The sequence below is a fragment of the Alteromonas sp. 07-89-2 genome, from assembly GCF_013113925.1.
In the GTDB taxonomy this organism is placed as follows: Bacteria; Pseudomonadota; Gammaproteobacteria; order Enterobacterales; family Alteromonadaceae; genus Alteromonas; species Alteromonas macleodii.
This window is the reverse complement of the sequence record NZ_VTYM01000016.1, coordinates 11173-35917: the sequence shown is the minus strand read 5'-3', so window position 1 is coordinate 35917 and position 24745 is coordinate 11173. Positions and strand designations below refer to the sequence as shown.

18 protein-coding genes are annotated in these 24745 nt (G+C 45.6%); 9 read left to right on the top strand and 9 right to left on the bottom strand.

What is annotated here, in order from left to right:
* Nucleotides 1–41: 41 nt before the first annotated feature.
* From F0261_RS11745 to F0261_RS11735, 3 genes are all read right to left on the bottom strand, one after another.
* Nucleotides 42–242 carry a DUF2970 domain-containing protein gene (locus F0261_RS11745; protein WP_014948028.1) on the bottom strand — a complete coding sequence of 67 codons (201 nt, stop codon included), beginning with the start codon at nucleotides 240–242 and terminating at the stop codon, nucleotides 42–44.
* A gap of 9 nt (nucleotides 243–251) precedes the next feature.
* On the bottom strand, nucleotides 252–560 hold the full coding sequence (locus tag F0261_RS11740; RefSeq protein ID WP_014948027.1) for a hypothetical protein: 309 nt from the start codon (nucleotides 558–560) through the stop codon (nucleotides 252–254).
* Nucleotides 561–732: 172 nt separating this feature from the next.
* Nucleotides 733–1554, bottom strand: coding sequence for a TorF family putative porin (locus tag F0261_RS11735; RefSeq protein WP_014978118.1), 822 nt, complete (start codon nucleotides 1552–1554; stop codon nucleotides 733–735).
* A gap of 305 nt (nucleotides 1555–1859) precedes the next feature.
* On the opposite strand from F0261_RS11735, the gene rpe reads away from it, so the two are divergent.
* The 8 genes from rpe (at nucleotide 1860) to F0261_RS11695 (ending at nucleotide 10895) form a co-directional block, all read left to right on the top strand.
* Entirely contained in the window at nucleotides 1860–2537 is a 678-nt protein-coding gene (gene rpe / locus F0261_RS11730; RefSeq protein WP_014978117.1) for a ribulose-phosphate 3-epimerase, read from the top strand.
* A gap of 65 nt (nucleotides 2538–2602) precedes the next feature.
* Nucleotides 2603–3610, top strand: a complete 1008-nt coding sequence (gene trpS / locus F0261_RS11725) for a tryptophan--tRNA ligase (RefSeq protein WP_014978116.1) — start codon at nucleotides 2603–2605, stop codon at nucleotides 3608–3610.
* A gap of 100 nt (nucleotides 3611–3710) precedes the next feature.
* A complete protein-coding gene (locus F0261_RS11720) occupies nucleotides 3711–4295 on the top strand; it encodes an aminodeoxychorismate/anthranilate synthase component II (protein ID WP_014978115.1) in 585 nt (194 codons plus the stop codon).
* A 297-nt stretch (nucleotides 4296–4592) separates the two neighbouring features.
* The gene (locus F0261_RS11715; protein WP_014978114.1) at nucleotides 4593–5759 is read left to right on the top strand and encodes an HDOD domain-containing protein; all 1167 of its coding nucleotides are present in this window, start codon (nucleotides 4593–4595) and stop codon (nucleotides 5757–5759) included.
* A gap of 462 nt (nucleotides 5760–6221) precedes the next feature.
* On the top strand, nucleotides 6222–7430 hold the full coding sequence (locus F0261_RS11710) for an aspartate aminotransferase family protein (RefSeq protein ID WP_014978113.1): 1209 nt from the start codon (nucleotides 6222–6224) through the stop codon (nucleotides 7428–7430).
* A gap of 20 nt (nucleotides 7431–7450) precedes the next feature.
* The gene (astA, locus tag F0261_RS11705; RefSeq protein WP_014948020.1) at nucleotides 7451–8488 is read left to right on the top strand and encodes an arginine N-succinyltransferase; all 1038 of its coding nucleotides are present in this window, start codon (nucleotides 7451–7453) and stop codon (nucleotides 8486–8488) included.
* Nucleotides 8489–8501: 13 nt separating this feature from the next.
* Complete coding sequence (astD, locus tag F0261_RS11700; RefSeq protein WP_014978111.1) at nucleotides 8502–9971, top strand: succinylglutamate-semialdehyde dehydrogenase; 1470 nt, start codon at nucleotides 8502–8504, stop codon at nucleotides 9969–9971.
* A 117-nt stretch (nucleotides 9972–10088) separates the two neighbouring features.
* Entirely contained in the window at nucleotides 10089–10895 is an 807-nt protein-coding gene (locus F0261_RS11695; RefSeq protein ID WP_014948018.1) for a DUF1338 domain-containing protein, read from the top strand.
* A gap of 66 nt (nucleotides 10896–10961) precedes the next feature.
* On the opposite strand, the gene F0261_RS11690 is transcribed toward F0261_RS11695, so the two are convergent.
* The 3 genes from F0261_RS11690 to parC form a co-directional block, all read right to left on the bottom strand.
* Nucleotides 10962–13130, bottom strand: a complete 2169-nt coding sequence (locus F0261_RS11690; RefSeq protein ID WP_171338039.1) for a bifunctional diguanylate cyclase/phosphodiesterase — start codon at nucleotides 13128–13130, stop codon at nucleotides 10962–10964.
* A gap of 12 nt (nucleotides 13131–13142) precedes the next feature.
* Nucleotides 13143–13679 carry a heme NO-binding domain-containing protein gene (locus F0261_RS11685; RefSeq protein ID WP_014978109.1) on the bottom strand — a complete coding sequence of 179 codons (537 nt, stop codon included), beginning with the start codon at nucleotides 13677–13679 and terminating at the stop codon, nucleotides 13143–13145.
* Nucleotides 13680–13742: 63 nt separating this feature from the next.
* Entirely contained in the window at nucleotides 13743–16028 is a 2286-nt protein-coding gene (gene parC / locus F0261_RS11680; RefSeq protein WP_014978108.1) for a DNA topoisomerase IV subunit A, read from the bottom strand.
* A gap of 326 nt (nucleotides 16029–16354) precedes the next feature.
* Here parC and F0261_RS11675 point away from each other — a divergent pair, with 326 nt between their 5' ends.
* A complete protein-coding gene (locus F0261_RS11675) occupies nucleotides 16355–19483 on the top strand; it encodes a hybrid sensor histidine kinase/response regulator (RefSeq protein ID WP_171338038.1) in 3129 nt (1042 codons plus the stop codon).
* A gap of 29 nt (nucleotides 19484–19512) precedes the next feature.
* Here the strand turns inward: F0261_RS11675 and F0261_RS11670 are convergent, their stop codons facing one another.
* The 3 genes from F0261_RS11670 to F0261_RS11660 form a co-directional block, all read right to left on the bottom strand.
* Complete coding sequence (locus F0261_RS11670; protein ID WP_171338037.1) at nucleotides 19513–20208, bottom strand: DUF2982 domain-containing protein; 696 nt, start codon at nucleotides 20206–20208, stop codon at nucleotides 19513–19515.
* A 165-nt stretch (nucleotides 20209–20373) separates the two neighbouring features.
* Nucleotides 20374–23520, bottom strand: coding sequence for an efflux RND transporter permease subunit (locus F0261_RS11665; RefSeq protein ID WP_014978106.1), 3147 nt, complete (start codon nucleotides 23518–23520; stop codon nucleotides 20374–20376).
* Entirely contained in the window at nucleotides 23520–24659 is a 1140-nt protein-coding gene (locus tag F0261_RS11660) for an efflux RND transporter periplasmic adaptor subunit (RefSeq protein WP_014978105.1), read from the bottom strand. Before F0261_RS11660 ends, F0261_RS11665 begins: the two co-directional genes overlap by 1 nt.
* Nucleotides 24660–24745: the final 86 nt, after the last annotated feature.

The window sequence follows — 24745 nt, the reverse complement described above, 5'->3', positions numbered from 1 at the left end:
GCCTTACCCGCATACGATTTTAATGTGTATTCACGCAATTGCTATGCGCTATAGCCCGTATACCATTTAACGAACATAAAAAGCGTAACAACAAACAGCACAACCAAGATTACGCCAATGACGGCGAAGCTGATAAAAGTGCCTTTAGTAAAGTCACGTTCGTAGTTTTTATGGCTCTGAACACCAAATAGACTAGCAACTACACTACCTAGAACTGACCAAAAACCAGTACCAGACTGCATAATTTTCCCCTAAGTGTCGTTAGCAGGTGAGGTGAAATCTCGATTACCTTCGTCGCTGTGCATCAACTCAAGTAGGTCTAAAAAGTGGAATTGAAAAGAGGATGATTTCCCCGCTATCCATGACAGCCAACTTACTTCCTCAACACCCTCTTGATGACGGGCACATTGGTTTTGAATATGGCTTGCGGGCAACTTGGGGTTGAACTCCGTAACGGGTTGGAATTCGCATACTGACGAGTGTGAATTTGGCGTACTTGTAACCGCAACGCTAACAAGCGCTACCGCTCCACAAATCGCAAAAAATGGAAGAACCTTCATCCTGAATACTCCTTACACTCGTTTAAAAATTAATCTCATTATAATCAAAAGCAGGTTACGAACAAGTTAAAAATGCGTTGCTTTTAAAAAATGAAAAGCCTAACGGAAACACATTAGGCTTTTAGTACTCAACGTTTTGATAAAGGCCATCCAATGGCCGCTACAAAGTAGTTTATAGCTCGAAGTCTACTGAATACGCTACGGTAAATTTAACGGCGTCGTTATCAAACTCGTCGTCACCGCCCATGTCGTCAAGGTCGGTACCGGTGATGGCGAAACTAAAGCCGTCTTTTGCTATTGAAATACCATAGTCCATATAACCTTCAACGCCATTAAACGCTTCAGCGAAGTCACCCTCGTGATAACCGACATGGAAACCAAGCTCAGTGCCATTAAGGATTTCTGTAGTGTAACCAAGAGACGTATAAGACGCTTGAGCAAAACCAAAGTCCTGATCTTCGCCTTCGTCAGCTTCAGTGTGCGCTAAAAGGTATACAGTAAGGCTTAATCCACCCATACCTACAGACCCATAAACTTCTGCAAAGTCGAAGTTCGCTTCGTCATCGTAGTTGTAGTAAAGGTAGCCAAAGTCATAGGCAATACCGTCAGACTCACCTGAGAAACCGAAGTACATATCGTGCTCATATGAATATACGTCACCGGCACCGTAGTTCACGTTAGACGCCCACGTACCCGCATAAAAACCACTTTCATGCGCGTAATCGATACCACCCTGTACTGCGGCTTCGTTAGTTGTTTGTGTTAGACCACGCCAGATGTAGTTACTGGTTGCACTAGCGTTAGCAGTGAATGAACCTTCTGCATAGCTAGGCATGGCTGTTAACAGACACGCTGAAGAAATAGCAGCGGCAAGTATTGTTCTTTTTGTAGATGTTTTCATGTGTGTTCTCCAGTCAAATTCAAACTTGTTGTAATTCGTTTTTTCTGTCTGTGTTTTCTTTTTTGGACTGGATAACGCAAAGTTGATGCCCATTTATGGTTCATCAAAAAAACTCGCAAAAAATAAGTTAACCAATTGAAATTTAGAAAATTATTTCACTCAAAAAATTCACCCGCTGTCACCGAAACAAAAAAACGCTGCATAAAAATGCACCAACATAACGCGCGTTCACCAAAATTGGGCAACGTTCTGACAAAGTCCTTTTATCTTAAATTTCCGTGAAATTAACGCTGATTAACCCTTTGCATAGTAAAGAAGCACGGATTTGGGTAAACTTTCGCAAAGGTGAAACGTAAGTGGCAACGCACCTTGTTGTTTTTAGAATGAAAGGACATGCAATGAAACCATTCCTAATTGCTCCATCAATACTATCGGCCGATTTCGCTCGACTTGGCGAAGACGTAGAAAAGGTATTAGAGGCTGGCGCTGATGTGGTGCATTTCGATGTAATGGATAACCACTATGTACCCAATCTTACGTTTGGGCCAATGATTTGCGAGGCGTTAAGAAACTACGGCATTACCGCTCCCATTGATGTGCACCTAATGGTGAAGCCCGTCGATGACTTAATTGAAAAATTCGCGAATGCAGGGGCCAGCTATATTAGTTTTCACCCAGAAGCGTCTGAGCACATAGACCGCTCTCTGCAGCTTATTATCGATGCAGGTTGCAAGCCGGGGCTCGTATTTAACCCAGCAACGCCACTACATTACCTTGACCACGTCATGGACAAACTGCACCACATTCTTATTATGTCGGTTAACCCTGGGTTTGGTGGTCAAAAGTTTATTCCTAGCACCTTAGATAAAGTACGCGCTGTGAAACAGCGTGTATTAGAAAGCGGCTACGATATTCGAATTGAAATTGACGGTGGCGTAAAAGTCGATAACATTCGCGAAATAGCGGAAGCGGGCGCGGATATGTTTGTGGCTGGTTCGGCTATTTTTTCTCAACCCGACTACAGCGATGTCATTGAGCAAATGCGCAATGAACTAGCGTCACTGTCTAAAGCATAATTTTTGAAGCTTTATTTTCCCAAGCTTTATTTTCACAGTATTTAACGTATTACAGGTAAAAAGAAATGAGTAATAAACCCGTTGTATTAAGTGGCTGTCAGCCTTCAGGACAACTTACCCTTGGCAATTACATGGGTGCACTTAAACAGTGGGTTTCCATGCAAGACGACCACGACTGCTTATATATGATAGTGGATTTGCATGCTATTACTGTACGACAAGACCCTAAGCAGCTTGCTGAAGCTTGTCTAGACGGCCTTTCTCTTTACCTTGCTTGCGGTATTGATCCACAAAAAAGTACTCTGTTTTTGCAATCCCATGTGCCTGAACATGCACAGCTATCTTGGGTATTGAATTGTTACGCCCAAATGGGTGAGCTTAATCGCATGACTCAATTCAAAGATAAGTCTGCGAAGAACGAAAATAACATTAATGTAGGCTTATACAGCTACCCTGTACTCCAAGCAGCAGATATTTTGCTATACCAAGCAGATAAAGTACCGGTAGGTGAAGATCAGAAGCAGCACCTTGAATTAACTCGTGATATTGCTACACGTGTTAACAATCTATACGGCGATGTATTTCGTCTACCTGACCCGTATATCCCAGACTTCGGCGCGCGCATCATGAGTCTTCAAGAGCCTGAAAAGAAGATGTCTAAGTCTGACAACAACCCGAATAACTTCATCGGCTTATTAGAAGATCCTAAGAAGTTGGCCAAGAAAATCAAACGTGCCGTGACCGACTCTGACGAGCAAGCTAATATCTACTTTAACCCAACTGAAAAACCAGGCGTGTCTAACTTACTGACTCTACTTTCGCTTGCGACGAGTAAATCAATTAAAGAGCTTGAGCCTGAATATACCGACAAAATGTATGGCCACCTTAAAGGCGATGTTGCAGACGCTGTGGTTGCTCTACTTGAACCAATTCAGGCCCGCTATGCTGAAATTCGCGCAGACAGAGCATATCTTGACGACGTAATGCGTCAGGGTGCTGAGAAAGCGTCAGCGCGAGCGGCTGATACTTTGGCTAAAGTATACAAAGCAGTCGGCTTTATTCCAAAGCCATAACAGCCGAATTCCAACATCTTGCTACAAGCCATGAAGGGTTCATTTAATCCTTCATGGCTAAAACCTTCGCAACTTAGAAATACCAAGGACTAGCACTGCTGTGTTGCTGTTAATTGATAACTTCGATTCGTTCACTCATAACCTCGCTCGGTATTTCACTGAGCTCAGCGTCGACGTTGAAGTGGTGCGAAATAACGCACTGACCTTAGACGACATATCTCGCTTAATGCCTTCACAGTTAGTTATTTCACCGGGACCATGCACGCCAAACGAAGCAGGCATCAGCTTATCTGCGATTGAACATTTTGCAGGCAAGATACCTATTTTAGGTGTATGCCTGGGTCATCAAGCTATAGGTCAAGTGTTTGGTGCCAAGGTAGTAGGTGCACAAGAGATTAAGCATGGAAAAGTTTCACCCCTAACACACCGCAACAGTGGCCTGTTCAAAGGCTTACCTAACCCGTTTAACGTGACGCGCTACCACTCATTGGTTTTAGATCCCGCATCGCTACCTGCCTCACTGAGTGTTGATGCATGGTGTGAAACCGCAAAGGGCACAAAGGAAATCATGGCAATTTCCCATAATCATCATCCTATTTGGGGCGTGCAATACCACCCCGAGTCACTGCTTACCGAACACGGCCATAGCGTACTGGATGCATTTCTTCAGTTTAAATCAATTTAAGTATACGAGTTTGATGCCGATACGCTTTTATAGCGTAAAAGGTTACGCTTGAAGGCCAGAATTACTCGCAATTCACTGATTTTTCGTTTAACTTTTCATAATTTGTTTTAGCCAATGCGCTGAATAAAGATTATACGAAGCATCGCACACGCAATATCAACAGTTGCAGGGTAAATAAGGCTTGCTTTCAAGCAGTAGCTACCATTTTCATCATTACCGTAGCGAAAGTAATAAAGGCCCCTGATGTACGATAATATTGCCGTTCACCAAAAAGTTATGAGCAGGAGTGCTTTTAATATGACAATGGGGGCAACCACACCGCCCACGATAGATGATCGTTTTGAAAATATGATCATATCGCCAGAGCGAGTGCTGGAAATGCTAGGAAGGCGCAAGGTGGGAGAGGTAAGCTTCGAGCAATCGGAGCAAGGAGATGCGCGCAGGCTGCTACTGCACGTTGAAAAAGTGGCGATTGAAAACAAGCGCCTTCAAGAGAAAACCGAAGCGTCATACCTTGAATCAGTGAGTCACCATCTTCACGAGATCCTTCTAGGTGAATTAACAGAGCAGCTAGGCTATACCGACGAGCTCGTTCAAAACGTACTTAACTTGCCCGAAAATATCGGCGAGCTTCTTGACGCTCTTTCCGTGAAGGCATGCTCTGTTTCGAAACTAGAGCCAATTGCCGCAACCATGCCATGGCTTTATGATGAACTGATCGTTGTGGTGAATACTCCACAATTTAGGCGCAAAGACTCCCGTGGGCGTATCATTGTGGTAGAAACACTGCGCACAGCATTGAGCTTTTTGGGTATTGAAAACCTACGCACATTGATACCGTCGCTCATCTTAAAGCGCGCTATGCCTCAGATTACCGACCCTTACCCGCTAATTAAACAAAAGCTTACGCCTTATACGACTGGCGTCGCCATAACGGCGAAACGCCTTGCAGCACTTACGGATTTAAACAAAAACCAGGCTTATACCCTTGCGATGCTCAGTAATTTGGGGCGTTGTGTCGTAACAAGACTTTACTTCAAACTGTTCGATAAAATTCAGCTACACCTGTTGCAAGAATGCCAGAAAGACAAAGAGCAAAAGCGACATGAAGCGCTACTCAAAGTGGCTCCTTCAGCCAACCACCTTATTGCTCTACAGCAAGAATTCGCAGATGCAATAAGCGCGGATATTCTGGAGTGGATGCATTTAATGCGCTTGCCTATTGCAGAACCTATGCGAGCGTGTGCCGATAAAGTACCCGCACAGCCTAAAACACTCAGTAAGGTACTTCATCAAGCCCGAACCTACACACAAATTCGGATGTTACATCAGTTAAAGCTTGTTGAAATGAAAGAAGTAAAGCCGCTTTTTATGGAGCAACGCTACCCTGCAGGTGCACTCGAAAAACTCAAAACCATTGATATTTTCACCCTTCCTTTGGTGAAAAACGAAGAAAATCATTAATTTTTTAGTGGATATTCATGCACTCGTTATGCACCTTTTTCATTTCATGTGCATGATGACCAAAATTATTGACGGTTGCTCAATGTCTTGCCCGTTTTTAGCTACATTAAACAGGTAAGGCTTCCAGTCCTATTCCCCCTTTCTTATTGCCTCACAGTGCATTAAAACCCGTATGCAGCCCTTTTCTCAGCGCAAAAATTGATTATTACTAATTGATATAGCCCAGTAGTTAATAGTTATTCACTTTTCCTGCAAATTAAGCCACAGTCCTTATAAATAAAGGGCTGCAGCCTTTTGCATAGAAGACAAATGTTAAAAAAAATGGCATACTGTTGAACAAATCCGATTAGTTTTTACGCGCCCAATTAACGCTTATCGACCAAAGTAGTACTAAAATGTGCTCGTAGATTCGATAAGCCAAATCACACAGTGTGATTGGCGCCCAACGCAGAGGTAACAAAGATGAACGTAACTCGCGCTACATTTGATGATGTAATGGTTCCTAACTATAACCCAGCAGGTATGGTACCTGTTCGAGGTGAAGGTTCACGCGTATGGGATCAAGATGGAGCTGAGTACATCGACTTTGCAGGCGGTATTGCAGTTAACGTTTTAGGTCACTGTCACCCAGAGCTTGTGAAAGCTCTTAATGAACAAGGCAGCAAGCTTTGGCACTTAAGCAACGTTTTCACTAACGAGCCAGCCCTTCGTTTAGCTAAAAAGCTAAATGACGCAACGTTTTCAGATAGAGTTTACTTCGCAAACTCAGGCGCAGAAGCGAACGAAGCAGCATTGAAGCTAGCTCGTCGCTGGGCGCTGGACAAGCACGGTGAAGACAAAAACCAAATCATCGCTTTCAACAAAGGTTTCCACGGCCGTACCTTCTTTACCGTAACAGTAGGTGGTCAAGCTGCTTACTCTGACGGTTTTGGTCCTAAGCCAGGCGCTGTTGACCACTGTGACTACAACGATTTAGCTGCCTTTGAAGCGCTAATTTCTGACAAAACCTGCGCGGTAATGATGGAACCGCTTCAGGGTGAAGGCGGTATTATTCCACCTGATGTAGATTTCGTAAAAGGCGTTCGCGAACTTTGTGACAAGCACAACGCATTACTTATTTTTGACGAAGTTCAGTCGGGTGTTGGTCGTACTGGTCACCTTTATGCCTACATGGGTCTTGGCGTAACACCTGATATTCTAACAACCGCAAAATCTCTTGGTGGCGGCTTCCCAATTGGTGCCATGCTTACCACAGCAGACATCGCTGCACACCTTAAGCCAGGTACCCACGGTAGTACTTACGGTGGTAACCCACTAGCCTGTGCTGTTGCGGAAAAAGCGTTAGATATCGTGAACCAACCAGAAGTGCTTGAAGGTGTACTTAAGAAAGAAGCCCTATTCCGTGAACTACTAGGTGCTATCAATGAAAAGTACAACGTATTTGAAGAAGTACGTGGTCAAGGCATGCTGTTAGGTTGTGCGTTAAATGAGAAATACCAAGGCCGTGCACGTGACTTCATGATGGCTGCAACGAAAGAGAACCTTATGTGTCTTGTTGCTGGCATGAACGTTATTCGTTTTGCGCCTTCACTGGTTATTCCTGATGAAGACATCAAAGAAGGTCTTGCACGTTTTGAACGCGCCGTTGCTGCCGTTGTAAACGCCGAATAATTACAACACGAGTAGCGAACATGAATATCATTCGCCCTATCACGAAGGCCGACTATAACGCGCTTAAAGAAATCGCCGTTGAATCAGGTATTGGCTTTACGTCTTTACCTGTCAACGACGAGTTGCTGCAGCGTAAAATTGATCGTGCAGAAACTGCGTTTAACAAACCAAACGTAACCGAACCTGGCGATGAGTCATACTTGTTTGTAATGGAAGATACCACTACCGGACAGGTAGTGGGAACAACAGGTATTGAAGCGGCTGTTGGTATAGACGATGCGTTCTATCATTACCACCTAAGCAAAGTAGTGCACGCCTCGCGCGAGCTTAACATTCACAACACGGTAGACATTCTAACGTTTTGTAATGACTACACCGGTGTTACTGAAATATGTACGCTGTTTCTTCGCGAACAAGCCCGTGGCGGCATAAACGGCCGCTTCCTTTCAAAGGTTCGATTCTTGTTCATGATGGAGCACCGTGAACGCTTCTCAGAGACAGTTATTGCTGAAATGCGCGGTGTGAGTGACGAAGAAGGACGCTCACCGTTTTGGGAGTGGTTGGAAACCCATTTCTTCTCTATGGATTTTCCTACTGCCGACTACTTAACTGGCATTGGTAATAAAGTGTTTATCGCTGAACTTATGCCGAAGTACCCGATATACGTAAATCTGCTTAGCAAAGAAGCGCAAGAAGTCATTGGCGAAGTCCATGACAAAACACGCCCTGCTCTTCAGCTTCTTGAAGAAGAAGGCTTTTCTTGCCGCGGCTACGTAGACATTTTCGACGCAGGCCCGACGGTAGAAGCAAACTTAAGCCACATCCGCACGGCTCAGTCGAGTTTAAAACTGCCTGTAGTGATTGACGATAGCGCTGCTGCCCAAGGGCAAACGCACTACATCATTAATACATCAGTATCTGATTTTCGTGCAGTTGCCACCGAGATGACGGTAAGCGAAGAAAAGCAAGTTGCTGTACTATCTCGCCAAGCCGCTGCTGCATTGAATGTCAAAGAGGGAGAGCACGTACGCTTCGCCCCCGTTACATTCAGAGATTAAAAGGACACCCACTATGCTACATACACATTTTATCAACGGTGAATGGGTTGCCGGACAAGGTCATGACTTAACGTCAATTGACCCTGCAAAAAACGAAGTGATTTGGGAAGGTAAGTCTGCGACAGCCTCTCAAATTGATGACGCAATTAACGCTGCTCGTGCTGCACTTCCAGCATGGAGCATAAAAACCGTTGAAGAGCGTCTTGAAATTATTAAGGTTTATGGCACTAAGCTAGAAGAAGCTAAAGCGCACCTTGCCAAAGTTATGGCTAAAGAAACGGGCAAGCCAGAGTGGGAAACTGCCACTGAAGTTGGCGCCATGATGGGCAAAATTGGTATTTCTGAAAAAGCCTACTTTGAACGCACGGGCAACGTTGAAAATCCAATGCCGGTAGGTAAAGCCTTCATTCGACACAAGCCTCACGGCGTTGTTGCTGTATTTGGCCCATACAACTTCCCTGGTCACCTGCCAAACGGACACATTGTTCCAGCCCTTATTGCAGGTAACACAGTTGTGTTTAAACCAAGCGATTTGACGCCTATGGTTGCACAAGAAATGGTGAAGCTATGGGATGCTGCTGGCCTACCAGCGGGCGTGCTTAACCTAGTACAAGGTGAAGTCGAAACAGGTAAGGCTTTGGCGTCGCATAACGATATCGATGGTCTTTTCTTTACGGGTAGCTCACGCACAGGAAAAATCTTGCACGAGCAGTTCGCAGGTCACCCAGGAAAAATCTTGGCTCTTGAAATGGGTGGTAACAACCCACTCATTGTTAAAGATGTGGCTGATGTTGATGCTGCCGTACATGACATCGTTCAATCTGCTTTCATTACGTCCGGTCAGCGCTGTACGTGTGCACGTCGCCTATTCTTACCAGCCGATGCACAGGGTGATGCAATCCTTGCTCGCTTAATCGAAGTGACCAAGAATATTAAGGTGGGTGACTATGACGCTGAAGATCAACCATTTATGGGCGCAATGATCTCAAGCAATGCCGCTGCACTGATGGTAAAAGCACAGCAAGAGCTTGAAAACCTTGGTGGTAAAGTACTAGTTCGCCTTGAACAAAAAGACGAGAACAAAGGTTTTGCTACTCCTGGCATCATTGATGTGACTGACATGCTTGCTTCACTGCCTGACGAAGAACACTTTGGTCCACTACTTAAAGTGATTCGTTACAGCGAATTCGACGCTGCGATTGAAGAAGCGAATAACACCAGCTTTGGCTTATCAGCAGGTCTTCTAGGCGACAACGAAGAAGATTATCGCTACTTCTTCGCTCGCATTCGCGCGGGCATCGTAAACTGGAATAGACCTATTACAGGTGCAAGCAGCGCAGCGCCATTTGGTGGCGTGGGCGACAGCGGTAACCACAGAGCAAGTGCGTTTTATGCAGCCGACTACTGTGCGTACCCAGTTGCTTCAGTTGAGCTTGATAAAGTTACTATGCCGGGCAAATTAAGCCCAGGCTTGTCGATGTAACCCAAGCTTTTCACGTTACAAAAAGGCCGACACGATTTTTGTGTCGGCCAGTTTAGTACCAACCCTATACGAACTATTCGTTTAAAAATAGTCAACGACAGAAAGGACCCTACCACCATGCATAGCAACATCGATACGTTGTTTAGCAACATGTGGGACGATTACGTTACCATCACTCCCTCAGCGCATAAAATTCATGCACTGTTGGCGGGTGAAGAAAACACGAACGACATCGTTAACGACCATGTAGCTTTTCGAACTTTTGCTCTTGATAAAACCCGCTTAGACAAGCTTGCTGCACACTTCTTAGCATTGGGTTATGAAGCTAAAGGCGACTATGACTTCGAAGCGAAAAAGCTTACTGCAAAGCATTTCGAGCACCCTGACGATACTAAGCCAAAAGTGTTTATTAGTGAGCTTCGTGTAAACGAGCTTTCTGAAACTGCTCAAGCAATTATCAAGAAGATGGTTGATCAAATGCCTGAGTCTGTAGTGGATGCAGATAACTTCTTGTACTCGGGTAAGCATTGGGACGTTACTAAAGCAGAATACGACACACTGCTTAGCGAATCAGAATACGCGGCGTGGATGGCGGCATGGGGCTTCCGTGCTAACCACTTTACGGTAAGTGTCAATCACTTAACCCGTACTGACGAGCTTACCGACGTAAACACATTGCTGAAAGAAGCGGGCTTCGTGCTAAACACCTCGGGCGGTGAGATTAAAGGTGGTCCAGACGTATTTTTAGCGCAATCCTCAACCATGGCGGACCGTGCTGACGTAGCATTTAGCGATGAGACTGTGGCCATTCCGAGCTGCTTTTACGAATTTGCACAGCGTTATGAGATGCCAGATGGCAAGCTTTACAAAGGCTTTGTTGCTGCATCGGCAGATAAAATCTTTGAAAGCACCAATGCTAAGTAACGAGCTTGCTTAGTCATTAAAAAAAAGCCCGACAGGGCTTTTTTTGTTTAAGCTTAGCTGAAGACATTACCGATTAGGCTCAGTAGTATGCCTTGCCAAGAACTGATCGTAAGGCATTGGTTTATCAAAGTAAAACCCCTGCATTAGCTGAATGTCGCCCTGCTCCATGAAAGGCAAATAAGACTCCAACTCTACTCCTTCAGCCACCACATCTATTTGCAAACTCTTTAACATGGCTATCAAACCATTAAATAGCGCATTGGCTTTGCTATCTTGGTGAATACCCTGAATTAAGCTTTTATCCACCTTAACCACTTCAAACTGGAAACTTCGCAAGTAGCTAAGAGATGAAAAACCACTGCCAAAATCATCCAGAGACAGTCTAAACCCATGATCTCTCAGCGTGTTTAACGCTCTAAGTGCTGATTTTTCATCGCGAATAAAGACCGACTCAGTGAGCTCTAGCTCAATAAATTCGGGAGACACATCATTATCCATACAGATAGACATTGCCTGATTTGGAAACTCTGGGTCAAGCATCTGATTAGCGCTTATATTCACAGACAAAGGAATGGCATCACCCTGCTGCGACTCCATTATTGAAATGTAATCACATGCCGCTTCGAGTGCTTGAAGGCCTATTGCACTGTCTAGCTTGTGCTCTTCTGCTATGGGAATAAACACTGCCGGCGATACAACACCGTGCAAGCCTGAAATCCAGCGACACAGTACTTCACCGCCCTTTAACTCGCCGTTTAAATCATATTTACCCTGAATATAGAAATCGAGAAGATGATTCTCTACCGTTCTGCGCAAGTCATTCACCATACTGACCTGCTGGGTCATGCTCTCATAGAGACCTGACTCGTAAATAAACGCCTGCCCTTTACCCAGCTCTTTTGCACGGTACATTGCGGCGTCGGCACACTGCACTAGGCTTTCGATGCTGCTACTATGCTCTGGAAATTGTGCAATACCTATACTGGCAGACAGCCTTAGCTCGGTCCTTTTAACGGTTATGGCGTCTTCTTCTATCTGGTTGATAAGCCGCTCAGAGCGTTCAGCAATTTCCTTAACATTCTGATTAGGCAATACGGCAATAAACTCATCACCACCCCACCTGCCGACTTCCCCTATCGGGCCGAATATGGCAGTAAGGAGCGCTCCTACGCGCTGAAGCTCAATATCCCCTCTTTCATGCCCTGCGTTATCGTTAATTGCTTTGAACCCGTCCAGATCAATAAAGACCAAAATAAAGTGCTGTTCTTTTTGTACTAACCCGGAGATGGACTCACGCAACGAATTGCGATTGGAAAGGCCGGTTAACTCATCGTGCAATGCCAGTTGACGCAGCTTGGCTTCGTTTCGTTTTCTATCGCTGATGTCACGCATTGTGGCAATCAAATAAGACGACGTCTGCTGGTAGGTCTCAAACAAAGCCACCGATATATCGACAACCTTAATTTCGCCGTTTTGCGCCTTCACTTTCGACTCGAAACGAACTTGTTTATCAAGCGCCAATTGCACTTTATCAACTTTCTCAGCAATAAAAATTTGGTTGAAATCCAAACCAATACATTGCTCCTTAACAGGTGCGGCAATTAGCTGAATATATGCATCGTTACACTCTGTGATAACAAGATCAGGTGATAGTACTAACATGGGCTCACGTGAGCTCGCAAAAGCAGAGGCCATCAAGTGAAACGATTGTTCGGCTTTTCGCTGTTGAGTAATGTCTTTTGTGGTGCCAACAATATGAAGCGCTTCACCCGCTTTTCCACGCTTCAGCACGCGCCCACGCAGCCGTACCCACTGGAAATCTCTGTAGAGCTTTAAGCGAAAGGAAAATTCTATCCGATCACGATTGCCGTGTAGCGCCATGCTCCAATGAAATTGTAAGCCATCTAAGTCATCTTCATGTACGCGCTGCAATAGTTGGATAAGTGTTCCAGACCATGTAGACGACTGCTCTGAGTTGAGTGAAAAAGAACGTATTTCCATTACATCACTCTGGGCCTCCCAGCTCCAAAACGATTCCTGAGAGGCCCAGAGTGCTAGTTCTAGATTCTTTTGAATAGTTTTACTTTGTTGTAATGCTTCGTACAGGCTTTGCGTTTTTTCACTAAGTAATTTTTCTGCTTGCTCTCTAGCATTTCGCTCTCGCCTCAAGCGCCTTTCTAGTAACCCCGAGTGTTCGCTGCCAGAAGGCGTGCTATGCGGTGTCCCATCTGACATAACATGCCTCCGTTAAACAAGAGATATACTAAATTCGTAGGTATGAGGCGTATCTATTTGATGGGTTTCCCTTTCCAGAGTGCAGTTATAGTGAGCTGCGGCTGCGTCCATCAAGCCTTCTGCTAAAGGATATAGTTCTCTTTCAGAATAATACTGTAAGCGCATGGTATTATCGGTTCTGGATATCACGGTAAATCGGGGTAGGTCGGCGTCTGGGTAGAGCTTCTTAACCTGAACATGAATGTCGCCGTCCAAGTGCTCCAGCATATCCAACATGCCTTCTGTATTGGCCAGCACGTCGCCATGCACTGCACCTAACTTACCAAATAAGTAATAGCCAAAATCGTAAAGTAGCTCGTTAGCTGACTTACCCGTTTTCTCCACCAGCACACCTAACAGGCGTTGCATTTGTTCAAACGGGTAATAGCCCACTGCGGTATAAGCACCGTCGTTTTCTAACCCAGCTTCCATGATGACATCGTCAGCAAACTCAGGAGAGACTTTCTCCTCGAGCATATCGATTAACGATGTAAAAACTATGCCTAGCATGTAAATTCCTCATCTAATCCCTTTTTGAGTGTAGTTCACCTAAGCATAAGAACAACTTAAACTTTATGACAAATCTTCAGATGTTTCGTCCTTGCTGGGTAAGACAACTTCAACCGTATCAACCCGCTGTAGTCCTCGCGGTAATTTATTCCCTCTTCGGCCTCTTTCTCCCTGATAGTGGGTAAGGTCGTCCGCCGTCAGTGTCATGTTGCGCTTACCGGCTCCCACTTTAATTGCGGCACCATCAGGTACAACAGCAAGCACCTTCACGTACTCTTCTCGAGATTGCGATTTTGCAGAAGGAATATTGATAAGCTTGTTCCCCTTCCCTTTACCTAAACTTGGTAAGTCGCGTAGTGGGAACATGAGCATGCGACCTTCATTAGAAATACTTAGGCACCAATCTGAGTCTGGATTTGTAACCGGTGTTGGTTTCATGACTTTCGCCGCAGTAGGCAATGATAAGTAGGCTTTACCCGCCTTGTTCTTACTCACCATATCTTTAAATGTGCCGACGAAGCCGTAACCTGCATCAGAACCTACTAAGAATTTGCTTTCGTCTTGCGCCATAATGACGTGTTGGAATGACTCGCCACCCACTATGCTGAAGCGGCCTGTTAGCGGTTCCCCCTGACTTCGTGCAGACGGCAACCCGTGAGCGTCACAAGAGAAAGTACGACCTGAACTGTCCATAAACACGGCAGGCTGATTGCTCTTGCCTTCGGCGCTGGATAAATAGGCATCACCAGCTTTGTAGCTTAAACCTTCCGCATCGATATCATGACCTTTTGCACAGCGTGCCCAGCCTTTTTCTGACAGTACAACAGTTACAGACTCAGCAGGTACCAGCTCTTTTTCAGACAGCGCTTTAGCTTCACCACGCTCAACAATAGGTGAGCGTCTGTCGTCACCGTACTTTTCAGCGTCTGCAAGGATTTCTTTCTTAATGAGGGTTTTAAGGCGGCGATCTGAGCCTAGAAGCTGCTGGAGCTTGTCGCGCTCTTCTGCAAGTTCATCTTGCTCGCCTTTAATCTTCATTTCTTCTAACTTGGCTAAGTGGCGAAGCTTCAATTCCAGAATTGCTTCCGCCTGTGTGTCACTTAAACCGAATCGCGCCATTAATTCTGGTTTTGGTTTGTCGTACGTGCGAATAATTTCGATAACTTCATCGATATTCAAAAACGCAATTAACAAACCTTCTAAAATATGCAAACGCGCTAACACTTTATCTAAACGGTACTGCAAGCGGCGCGTCACGGTATCTTTTCGGTACTGCAGCCATTCAGACAAAATCGTACGTAAGTCTTTCACCTGAGGGCGACCGTCTAGGCCAATCATGTTCAAGTTGACCCGGTAGTTTTTCTCTAGGTCGGTAGTTGCAAATAAATGCTGCATCAGCTGAGTTACATCAATGCGATTTGAGCGAGGCGTAATCACCAAACGGGTTGGATTTTCATGATCCGATTCGTCTCGGAGATCGCTTACCATAGGTAACTTTTTCGCCTGCATTTGCGCGGCAATTTGCTCTAGTATCTTGGCACCAGACGCTTGGTGAGGTAGAGCGGTAATAACAACATCACCGTTTTCTTCCATGTACACCGCGCGCATTTTTATAGAACCACGCCCAGTCTCGTACAGCTTTTGAATATCAGCCTTTGGCGTAATAATTTCGGCTTCGGTGGGGTAGTCAGGTCCATTAACGTGTTCTAGCACATCGCTAAGCTCGGCTTTGCTGTTGTCTAACAACATGGCACACGCGTTGGCCAACTCTCTCACGTTGTGAGGAGGAATATCCGTCGCCATGCCAACGGCAATCCCTGTCACGCCATTTAATAGGATATGTGGCAAGCGAGCTGGAAGCACGCTAGGCTCGTTTAGCGTACCGTCAAAATTAGGTACCCAATCTACCGTACCTTGTCCAAGTTCATTCAGCAGCACCTCAGAGAAGCGCGAGAGCTTAGCTTCCGTATAACGCATGGCAGCAAACGATTTCGGATCATCCGGCGCCCCCCAGTTACCTTGACCATCTACTAAAGGGTAGCGATAAGAGAAAGGCTGAGCCATGAGCACCATCGCCTCATAACAGGCAGAATCGCCGTGAGGGTGAAACTTACCCAGCACATCACCTACGGTTCTCGCCGATTTTTTATATTTGGCGTTTGCACTTAAGCCTAGGTCTGACATCGCATAAATGATGCGTCGCTGAACAGGCTTTAAGCCATCCGAAATATGTGGAAGTGCACGGTCCATGATGACGTACATGGAATAGTTTAGATAAGCGTCTTCGGTGAAACGTCGAAGAGGAAGTTGCTCTACCCCATCGCGATTAATGATGATCTCGTCACTCATGATAGTTTTTTCGTTTTGTTATTAATACCAATGCGCTCGTGCTAGTTAGGCTGTCGATTGTGGACAATTTAGCGCACCACTTAGTGAAAGCTCGCGAGCGTTAAAGGCTATTGTGGGGTAAACCGCATTTGTGTGCAATCCTTGAAACCAATTGTCGCGACTTTTGGGTCTTACTCATTGTATGAGGTGAGGGTTTGTTTTGTTATTCTTCAAAGAGAGTGGTTAAATAGCATTGGGTGAAATTTGCCGTTCAATTTTCACTCTTACGAATAAAACTAAAAAATAATAAAGCCCCTAATCAAACGGTAACGTAAGTACAGATAATCATGGCTATCTTTCGCGTGTTCTTTTTTTTATTTCTTGTTGTAGGCAGTTACCTGCCTTCGAATGCCAGCGCGCAGCATATCGAGCAGCTCTTCGATGAAGAAAGTACGCTAGATTTATCAGACTCTCTGTATTTTTTATTTGAAACCGATTATCAGCTTACTATCAGCGATGTATCACGAAGACGCAATGACTTCCTTATGCATCCCCATGACAACCCTAACTTTGGGTTTCGTAATAATGGCATGTGGCTACTCACTTCTGTTGCCAATGTTTCAAATGATAAACACTGGGTGTTTTCAATAAACTTCAGCCAACTCGACAGTGTTGATTTTTATTTGGTGCAAAACGGCAAGGTAATAAAGCAAAGCCATCAGGGGAAAGCTCAAAAAGAGCAGCGTTTTCGTGTTCCAACCTTTCGTGTTGAGCTGACTGATAGCGATCCTGTCGACCTTTACATACGCATTGAAAGTCGCTCATCTAGCCTAATTGCACCACTTCGAATTCAAGCCGAACCGCTACACAGCAGCTACTTCCAAATGGACAGCTTGCTCTGGGGCTTTTTCTACGGCGGATTGCTTATTCTCGCTATTTATAACCTTGCTCTATTTTTTGGCGTGCGGGAAAAAAGTCTGATTGCCTATGTTGGCTATATCGCTGCGGTTATTTTGTGGCAGTTTGTGTGGGGCGGCCATACGCACTTGCTGTTTAGTCAGGGGATCCCCTCTTGGCTGGTTGGGCATTCCGAGCTGATATTCGTAATTATTGGTATAAGCTCAGGCTTTTTTACCAAGACGTTTTTGGAAACGGAAAAGCACTCTCCCACGGCACATCCTGTCATTAACTTATTGTTGGTTTGCCAAGCGTTAACAGGGCTGGTGTGCTTCGTCGATCTGCTTCCTTCTATTTGGAAGAACAACCTAGTATACGGCGTGGGTCTTGTGGCGATACTAAGTTATATCTACGCTGGATTCGAAGCATTTTTCAATAAATTTAGGCCTGCTCGCTACTTCATTTTTGCATGGAGTATGCTCGCCACCGGTGCGATTATTGGCATGTTAAGCCTTATTGGTATTTTGCCTTCCAATGACTTCACCACGTATTGTTTTCAGGTGGGTGTTTTCTTAGAAGCAGGGCTCTTTTCCTTTGCATTAATGGAGAAAAGCAGAGGCCAGCTGGAAAGCGAAGTTGAGCAAGCAACAAATGATTTGCGCAACAATATGGAGCTCATTGAAGAGCAGAATGCCCGTTTAGATATCGCGCGCAAAGATGCGATAAAAGCCAGTAACGTTAAATCTCAATTTCTGGCCAACATGAGCCATGAAATTCGCACACCTCTTAATGCCATCTTGGGGTTCAGCAAAGAGTTGAACAATGCGTCGCTGCCCACTGACCAGCAAGAGCAAGTCAGAATTGTAAACACGGCCGCGGACAACCTGCTTACAATCGTTAACGATATCCTCGACTTTTCTAAGATTGAGGCCGGTAAACTGCAAATTAATAATCAGCCTTTCTCGCCCAATAAGCTGCTCGAAGAAATGGTCACTATCATGGCTAAATCTTCCCACAGCAAGCGCATCGAATTTGTATTTGATTTGCACCCGCTCCCTGAAAAGCTCATTGGCGATGTGTTTCGTATTAAGCAAGTGCTCAATAACTTGTTAAGTAATGCACTTAAATTCACGTCCAGCGGTACCATTACGTTTTCGGTGAGCGGACGCTCGCTTCCTCATGGTATTCACGAAGTAAATATTACCGTTGAAGACACAGGTATCGGAATAAGCCGACAGGACAGAAAAAAGCTATTTAACGCCTTCTCGCAAGTAGACGACGCCCTTAACCGTAATTACCAAGGCACTGGATTAGGTCTAGTGATCAGTCGAGAGCTGGTTCGCTTAATGAACGGTGATCTAACACTAAAAAGCGTATTAGGCCAAGGCTCTACGTTTAACGTCTCACTACGTATGAACCAGTTAAGCCAGAAATATGCGCTAACTAGTAGTGAAGACTGGAAAGGTAAGAACGTGGTTATTTTCGACCCGGTACCTGCAACACGTCGCTCAAGTGCAAGCATGTTATCGATTTTGGGTGCGCAGGTTACCTCTGTTGAATCGCTGGATTATTTGATGTCACTTAAAGGCCAGTACGACTTTTTCATGGCAACTGTGCCGGTAAGTAAGATGGGATTGCGGGATACCTATTTAAGTCGTTTTGTACAATTCCCTGCGCAAAAGCGCATCCTTTGGTATTCCGGCCCTGAACCTTTTGCGCAATACCCAAGCCTGTCGCAACATTTCCATTCACAAGCGCGTATGCCGATGACGCTTACCAAGTTAGATAGCCTGGTGCACCACCATACAACGCCAGCTAAAAATGCGATGCAAGAGAAAATAGGCACGCTACCAAAAGCTAAAATTCTTGCCGTTGATGACATGGAAATGAATCTTAAACTGCTGCATACGTGGCTCGATCATTCTCCTGTCGAGCTAACCACAACGATTAGTGGACAAGACGCCGTCAATCAATGCCAGACTCAAGAGTTTGACTTAATTCTCATGGACGTGCAGATGCCAGGCATGGACGGACTGCAGGCCACCCGAGAAATTCGTAAATCACCGTTGAATATGGGTACCCCAATAGTGGCCGTGACAGCCCACGCATTTAAAGAAGAGCAAGAAAGACTGCTTGCCTCTGGCATGGACGATTACTTACCTAAGCCTATTGAGGTTGAGCTACTTATTACGCTTATCAATTCGTGGTGCCACAATGTTGAGCCCGGTGAAATCGTCTTTCCCTCTATCGACTGGCAGCTAGCACTTAAACGAGCGAATCAAAATCAAGATACAGCAAAAGAAATGTTAGACAGTTTTATTGCGTTACTGCCCGAAACTATCGAGACACTTTCGGCGCTTTGGGACGATCAAGATTACAATGGGCTTAAGACCGAAGTTCACAAACTACACGGTGCGTGTTGCTATACAGGCCTGCCGCGCATGCAGCATTTAGCCAACGAAACAGAGAGCTCACTTAAACTTGGTCAGCACAAGCTAGTCGAGGAAAACTTACCAGCCCTTATTGCCGAAGCCAAGAAAGTGCTTAATGAGAGTAAATTGAAGGACAGCCGCAGCTAGGCGAATAAAGTCTAATTTTTACGGTGGGCTTAGCTGGCTTCAGAAGACTGCCTAGCTTTCTGGCACTGAGCGATTAGTCCCGCAAACTCGCTGGCATCCCTATCTAGCTCTGAGCTCGCGATAAAAATATCATACCCAAGGCGCTTTCTTAGCTCTACCATACGATGTGCCAGCATAGCCTTAATGCCTTTAATGATGGTCCCGTCTTCCATAACGTACTGCTTATCATCAAACATAGATTGCTCATAACAGCTTCCAGAGGCGCAATTCTCATCTGTGTTCTGCATCAGCAATGGCCGCTGCTCCATTAACAAGTGCGTTGCAAGCCGTGGGGAAATCGTATTGAGGAAATCTGTGTAACTTTTGATTTTGAAACCGATGGTTTCAAGGGGAATATGCTCCAGCCCATGGCGGACACGGGGGCAATCTGCGCGCAGCAGGTTGTCCCAGTGAATACGCCAACTGCCCAGACGGTGGCGATAAGTAATATAGTCTTTGGCAATTTCCAAACTATAGTCGGGCTCACGAATTTTGAAGTACCCTACGAGCAAGCACACTAACGCGGCACTGGTGATAAAAATCCCCGCTAAGAACAGCCAATCGGGAAGAAAGGCTATCCACAGTGCCGCAACACACAAACCGATACAGCCCAGCACTAGGCTAGTAATACCGTTACTTTTCGAGGCAGCTCGGATATAGATTGGTTCGACACTAGTACCAGACATAAAAATACACCACCAACATGATTACGGCCCAAACGATATAAAGTCTCATGCGTTTACACTTAACGCAGTCGGTTTGCCACCAACGCAAAAGAGGATTTGATTTTCGCATACGCTAAGTAAGCCAAATTTATACGTGGGTTAAAAAGGGATAGTTTAACCGTAAAATTATGCCAATGTGTGATTTCTATAACGGTATCGTTGAAAAGCAGCCACTATAGTTGGCGTAAAGACTAACGACAGGATTACCGAGAATCCTACTCCACCAGCCAGCACCACGGCCAACGGCGGCCAAAAGCTACCTTCACTGAACAATAGCAAAGGAATCAATCCACCTACCGTTGTGAAAGTAGTCGATAAAATATGGCGGCTACAGCTCATGGTTTCTTCAACAATGGCTTTCGTGTCTCCCTGCTTTGCTTTGGGGTTCGCGTTGATAGCGGCAATGACCACTATCGATCCGTTGATTGCTACGCCAATAAGGCCAGCACAACCTAGCAGCGGATTAAACCCAACCGGCAATCCAGATATCCAAAGACTGAACATACCCAGCCCTACAGAAAGTATTGCCACTAATCCGATTACACCCGCCATGCGCAAGCTGGTAAAAGTCAGAATGAGCGTTGTTACCATAAGAACCAACAGCACCGGCGCATAGGTCGCTAATTTACCTAATGCTTGCTGCTGTTCATCAGCGTCTCCCGCTAAATGAATACGATATCCTTCGGGAAGAATTAATCGACTTTCGAGCAGATCTCGCAAATGGTTACTTGCATCAATGGCCGGGACACCAGGAAGCAAAAACGCCTGAATACGATTTAGCCTTTCGCCATCAAGGCGCGTAATACTGCTGGTTGCAGGCTGAAGCGTTAAGTTTGTTACAGCAGCAAGTGGCGACCAAGAAATAGCATTGTCTCCTGCAACCGGAATTGGCATGGCGTCTACGCCCGTTACATTTTGTCTATACGCCTCGTCTAGCCTTACGCGTACAGGAATTTCTTCTGTGCTTTCCAAAACAGAACCACCGGTAATACCTGAAAAGTTTATCTGCATTTGATTGGCAAGCTCGGAAAGCGTAAGCCCCAAGTAAGACAGGTTATCGCTGTCCGCGTTTATTTTAAGCTCGGGTTCTCCCATTGAAACGCTGGTTATAGACTGAGAAATGCCGTCGACTTCAGACATTAACATGCGTACTTTGTCGCCTAGGTCGTTCAACACATTCAGATCAGGGCCGAAAATCTCTACCTCAACAGGCGCCGCAATAGGCGGACCCTGCCCAAAGGCTCGCACTACAATTTGTACTTCCGGATACGCGCTATCAAGCTCTTGTTGTAGTTTACCCACTAGCGCAACGGCGTCATCCACTGTATCTGTCGACACCACAGCATTTGCGAAATAAGGCATGTTGTCACGCGTCATCATCTGGTTGTAGTACACCGACGGCGCAGAGCCCCCGACTAACCAACTAACTTGTTTCACGCCTTGCTCACTGCGAATAGCACTATCTATTTTTTTAACATAGCTCGTTGTGTTGTCGATACTGCTCCCTTCTTTGGTCCACAGGTACACTTCGAACTGGTCTCTATCTGCACTAGGGAAAAACACATTGGCCAAGGTGCCCGACAATACAAAACCCGATAAACAAAGGATGGCAATAACCGGTAATACCAAAATTGGCTGTTTAACCCATCTACCCAATTGCTTTTTAAAAGCGAGACTGAGCTCTGGCGCTTGTAATCCCACTTTCCACCACGCCTTCGATGCTATTTCACGTTGCGAACTATTGTCGTGCTTTGGCAAAAATCGGGCAGCGAGGGCTGCAATGATAGTAAGAGAAATAAACAGCGAGCCAATAAGCGCCATCACCACGCTAATGGCAATCGGGCCAACAAAGTCACCGATGTTTCCGTCTAAAAGAAAGATGGGCATAAAGCCTAAAATGGTCGTAAGCGTTGAAGCCAAAAGCGGTACAAATAGATGTGAAACGCTTTTGGCCATAGCACCTACTCGCGTTAAATTAGGATCTTGTAAATTAATGCGAATTTCATCGGTAATAACAATAGCATTATCGATAAGTAAACCAATGGCGATGATCATGCCGAAGATAGACATTTGGTGAATTTGCTCGTCGTAAAAACTTAAAGAGAACAAGGCAAAAGCGGCGCATAAGGGAAGTGCCAAGCCCACAATCCACGCAGCACGAAACCCCATGAAAAGTAGAATAACCATCATGACCACGGCGCACCCCATAAGCAGGTTCATCGATAAGTCAGCAAGGCGAGTAGCGGTATATTCGTTTTGCTCAAATGCGACGGTAGCGGTTAAGGTTCCGCTGAAGTCTTTATTGAACTGCTCCACTACTGCTAATGCATTTTCTGTCCATACATCAGAACGCAGTGACGGCTGCATACGCGCTGCCACAAAGATAGACTCTTCACCATTTAGAAATGCCACTTCGTTGCGAGGGGTAGTAAAACTGCGCTCCACTGTAGCGACGTCTTCTACCCGTAAGTAGCGACCTTGCTCGTTAACTAAGGGAATTGAAGCAATCATGTTCACGCCATTTAAGCCCTCTCCCACTGTAAAGCGCAAATTACTTTGCTGGGAGTTAAGCATACCCGCAGGCAATTTGGGGTCGGCGCGGCTTATTAAATTGCTTACTTGCTGTAAAGTAAGACCCGTTGCGGCAAGCTTAATAGGGTCGATATTGACGCTAATTTCTTCCTGCGGTACGCCGTATACACGCACTAGCTCAGTGCCGTTAACGTTTCGAAGCCTGTCTGTAAGTTCTTGGGCAAGACGCGCGGTGAGTGTAATAGGGGTATTTTCAAAGTGGTCTGCTCGCACAGATAGCAATAATGTGAACGCTGTCGCACCGCGCTTTTCATCGAAAACTGGCGCCATTGCACCTTCAGGGAATGACTCTGCGGCAGCGCCAATGGCATCGCGAATTTCGCTGAATAATTGTTCGTTACTTGAATTATTTATCCAGTCTTGCGTTTCTATAAGGATAATGGAGATACCAGCACGCGACGTGGACTTCACTTCCTTTATTTCAAATATTTCTCTAAGCCTGTCTTCAAGCACATCACTAACCAAAGCCTCTACCCGTTCCGCCGATGCGCCTGGGTATTGAGTGATGATTAATGCGTTTCGCGTATCTATTCGCGGGTCCTCAATACGCGGCAGAGAGCCTAATGCTGACAACCCTGCTGTGACTAGCACCAGAAGACTCAGTATGAGTAAATGCCCTCGTCGGTAAAATAAGGTATACCATGGATAAGATTTATCTGAGCCGAAGTTAAATGACTTCATTAGCGTGCCCCAGCTTGATGTTGACTGGGGATTGATACCATTTGGCCAGGTGCGAGTTTGTGTGTACCTTCGCTTACGTAAACCTCTCCATCTTTAAGCGCTCCGCGCACAAACGCGTTGTTTCCGTCGGTATATACAACTTCGACTACACGGGCTTCAAGGGTGGCGTTTTGCTCGTTTGATAAAACAAATACGCGCCACAAACCGCGCAAGCCGTTGCTTAGCGCGTTAACCGGCAGCCAACTTCCGGTCTCAGAGTGAGAACGAAAGCCAGACAAAATGGCCATGTCACCGGGGCGTACCCGCTCATTACTATTTAATGTCACTAAAATATCAATGGTTCGCGTTTGCACGTTGCGAACAGGTAAGCGTTGCGTAACAGTACCCGCCACATCAATATCCCCGACGCTAACCAGCACCGGCTCATTAAGGTCAAACTGATCCACAACATCGGCAGGTACCGCGAAACGAGCCTGATAATTCTCTATGCCCGTAATTCCAAACACGGGGGTTCCAGCGCTAACTACACTGCCTTCATCAAAAAAGCGTCGATTGACTACGCCATCGAAGGGAGAAATAAGGGTCGTTTTTTCTATTTCTACATTCAGTGATTCAAGGGCGGCCTGCATTTCACTAACTTGCGCCTTAGCGACATTGAGACTTGCCCTGGTTTCGTCTAGTCGCTGTGCTGATTCTAGCTTTTTCTCAACCAACGACGTGGTTCTTTCGCTGTTTACTCTAGCAAGCTCAAGGTCGGCGTTTGCACGCTCAAGTGAGGCTTGAAGCTCACGTTTTCTGGCATTGAGACGCTGAGTATCTTGACGGGCTAGAACATCTCCCTTGCTTACTACATCGCCCTCTTCAACAAGTAATGTATTGACTTGCCCTGCCATATCGAATGAAAGCGAAGTGGCCCGTGGGGATTCGATAAGCCCAAAAACATTGATTGGAGTTTCAAAGCCCGATTGAATTTTGACTGTTCCAGTGGACACTGCAACGGGAACTCTTGCCTCTGGCGTTTGTGTCGCATTGCCAAGACCTGCTGTCATCAAAAGAATGACCAGCGCTGCAGTAAAAACGGCAATAGCGATAATAAGTGAGAGTTTGCCACTTTTAGAAGGCGTCGTTGCAGCAGTCATAACATTTCCTTTAACCAGTTTAGCGTTTGCTCTGGGCTATATTTGCATACTTATTGTGCTATGCTAGTATATAAATACTAGACCGT

Coding starts and splice junctions, on each gene's coding strand:
- F0261_RS11745 (WP_014948028.1), bottom strand. CDS start 242: ATGCAGTCTGGTACTGGTTTTTGGTCAGTTCTAGGTAGTGTAGTTGCT.
- F0261_RS11740 (WP_014948027.1), bottom strand. CDS start 560: ATGAAGGTTCTTCCATTTTTTGCGATTTGTGGAGCGGTAGCGCTTGTT.
- F0261_RS11735 (WP_014978118.1), bottom strand. CDS start 1,554: ATGGGCATCAACTTTGCGTTATCCAGTCCAAAAAAGAAAACACAGACA.
- rpe (WP_014978117.1), top strand. CDS start 1,860: ATGAAACCATTCCTAATTGCTCCATCAATACTATCGGCCGATTTCGCT.
- trpS (WP_014978116.1), top strand. CDS start 2,603: ATGAGTAATAAACCCGTTGTATTAAGTGGCTGTCAGCCTTCAGGACAA.
- F0261_RS11715 (WP_014978114.1), top strand. CDS start 4,593: ATGACAATGGGGGCAACCACACCGCCCACGATAGATGATCGTTTTGAA.
- F0261_RS11710 (WP_014978113.1), top strand. CDS start 6,222: ATGAACGTAACTCGCGCTACATTTGATGATGTAATGGTTCCTAACTAT.
- astA (WP_014948020.1), top strand. CDS start 7,451: ATGAATATCATTCGCCCTATCACGAAGGCCGACTATAACGCGCTTAAA.
- astD (WP_014978111.1), top strand. CDS start 8,502: ATGCTACATACACATTTTATCAACGGTGAATGGGTTGCCGGACAAGGT.
- F0261_RS11695 (WP_014948018.1), top strand. CDS start 10,089: ATGCATAGCAACATCGATACGTTGTTTAGCAACATGTGGGACGATTAC.
- F0261_RS11690 (WP_171338039.1), bottom strand. CDS start 13,130: ATGTCAGATGGGACACCGCATAGCACGCCTTCTGGCAGCGAACACTCG.
- F0261_RS11685 (WP_014978109.1), bottom strand. CDS start 13,679: ATGCTAGGCATAGTTTTTACATCGTTAATCGATATGCTCGAGGAGAAA.
- parC (WP_014978108.1), bottom strand. CDS start 16,028: ATGAGTGACGAGATCATCATTAATCGCGATGGGGTAGAGCAACTTCCT.
- F0261_RS11675 (WP_171338038.1), top strand. CDS start 16,355: ATGGCTATCTTTCGCGTGTTCTTTTTTTTATTTCTTGTTGTAGGCAGT.
- F0261_RS11670 (WP_171338037.1), bottom strand. CDS start 20,208: ATGTCTGGTACTAGTGTCGAACCAATCTATATCCGAGCTGCCTCGAAA.
- F0261_RS11665 (WP_014978106.1), bottom strand. CDS start 23,520: ATGAAGTCATTTAACTTCGGCTCAGATAAATCTTATCCATGGTATACC.
- F0261_RS11660 (WP_014978105.1), bottom strand. CDS start 24,659: ATGACTGCTGCAACGACGCCTTCTAAAAGTGGCAAACTCTCACTTATT.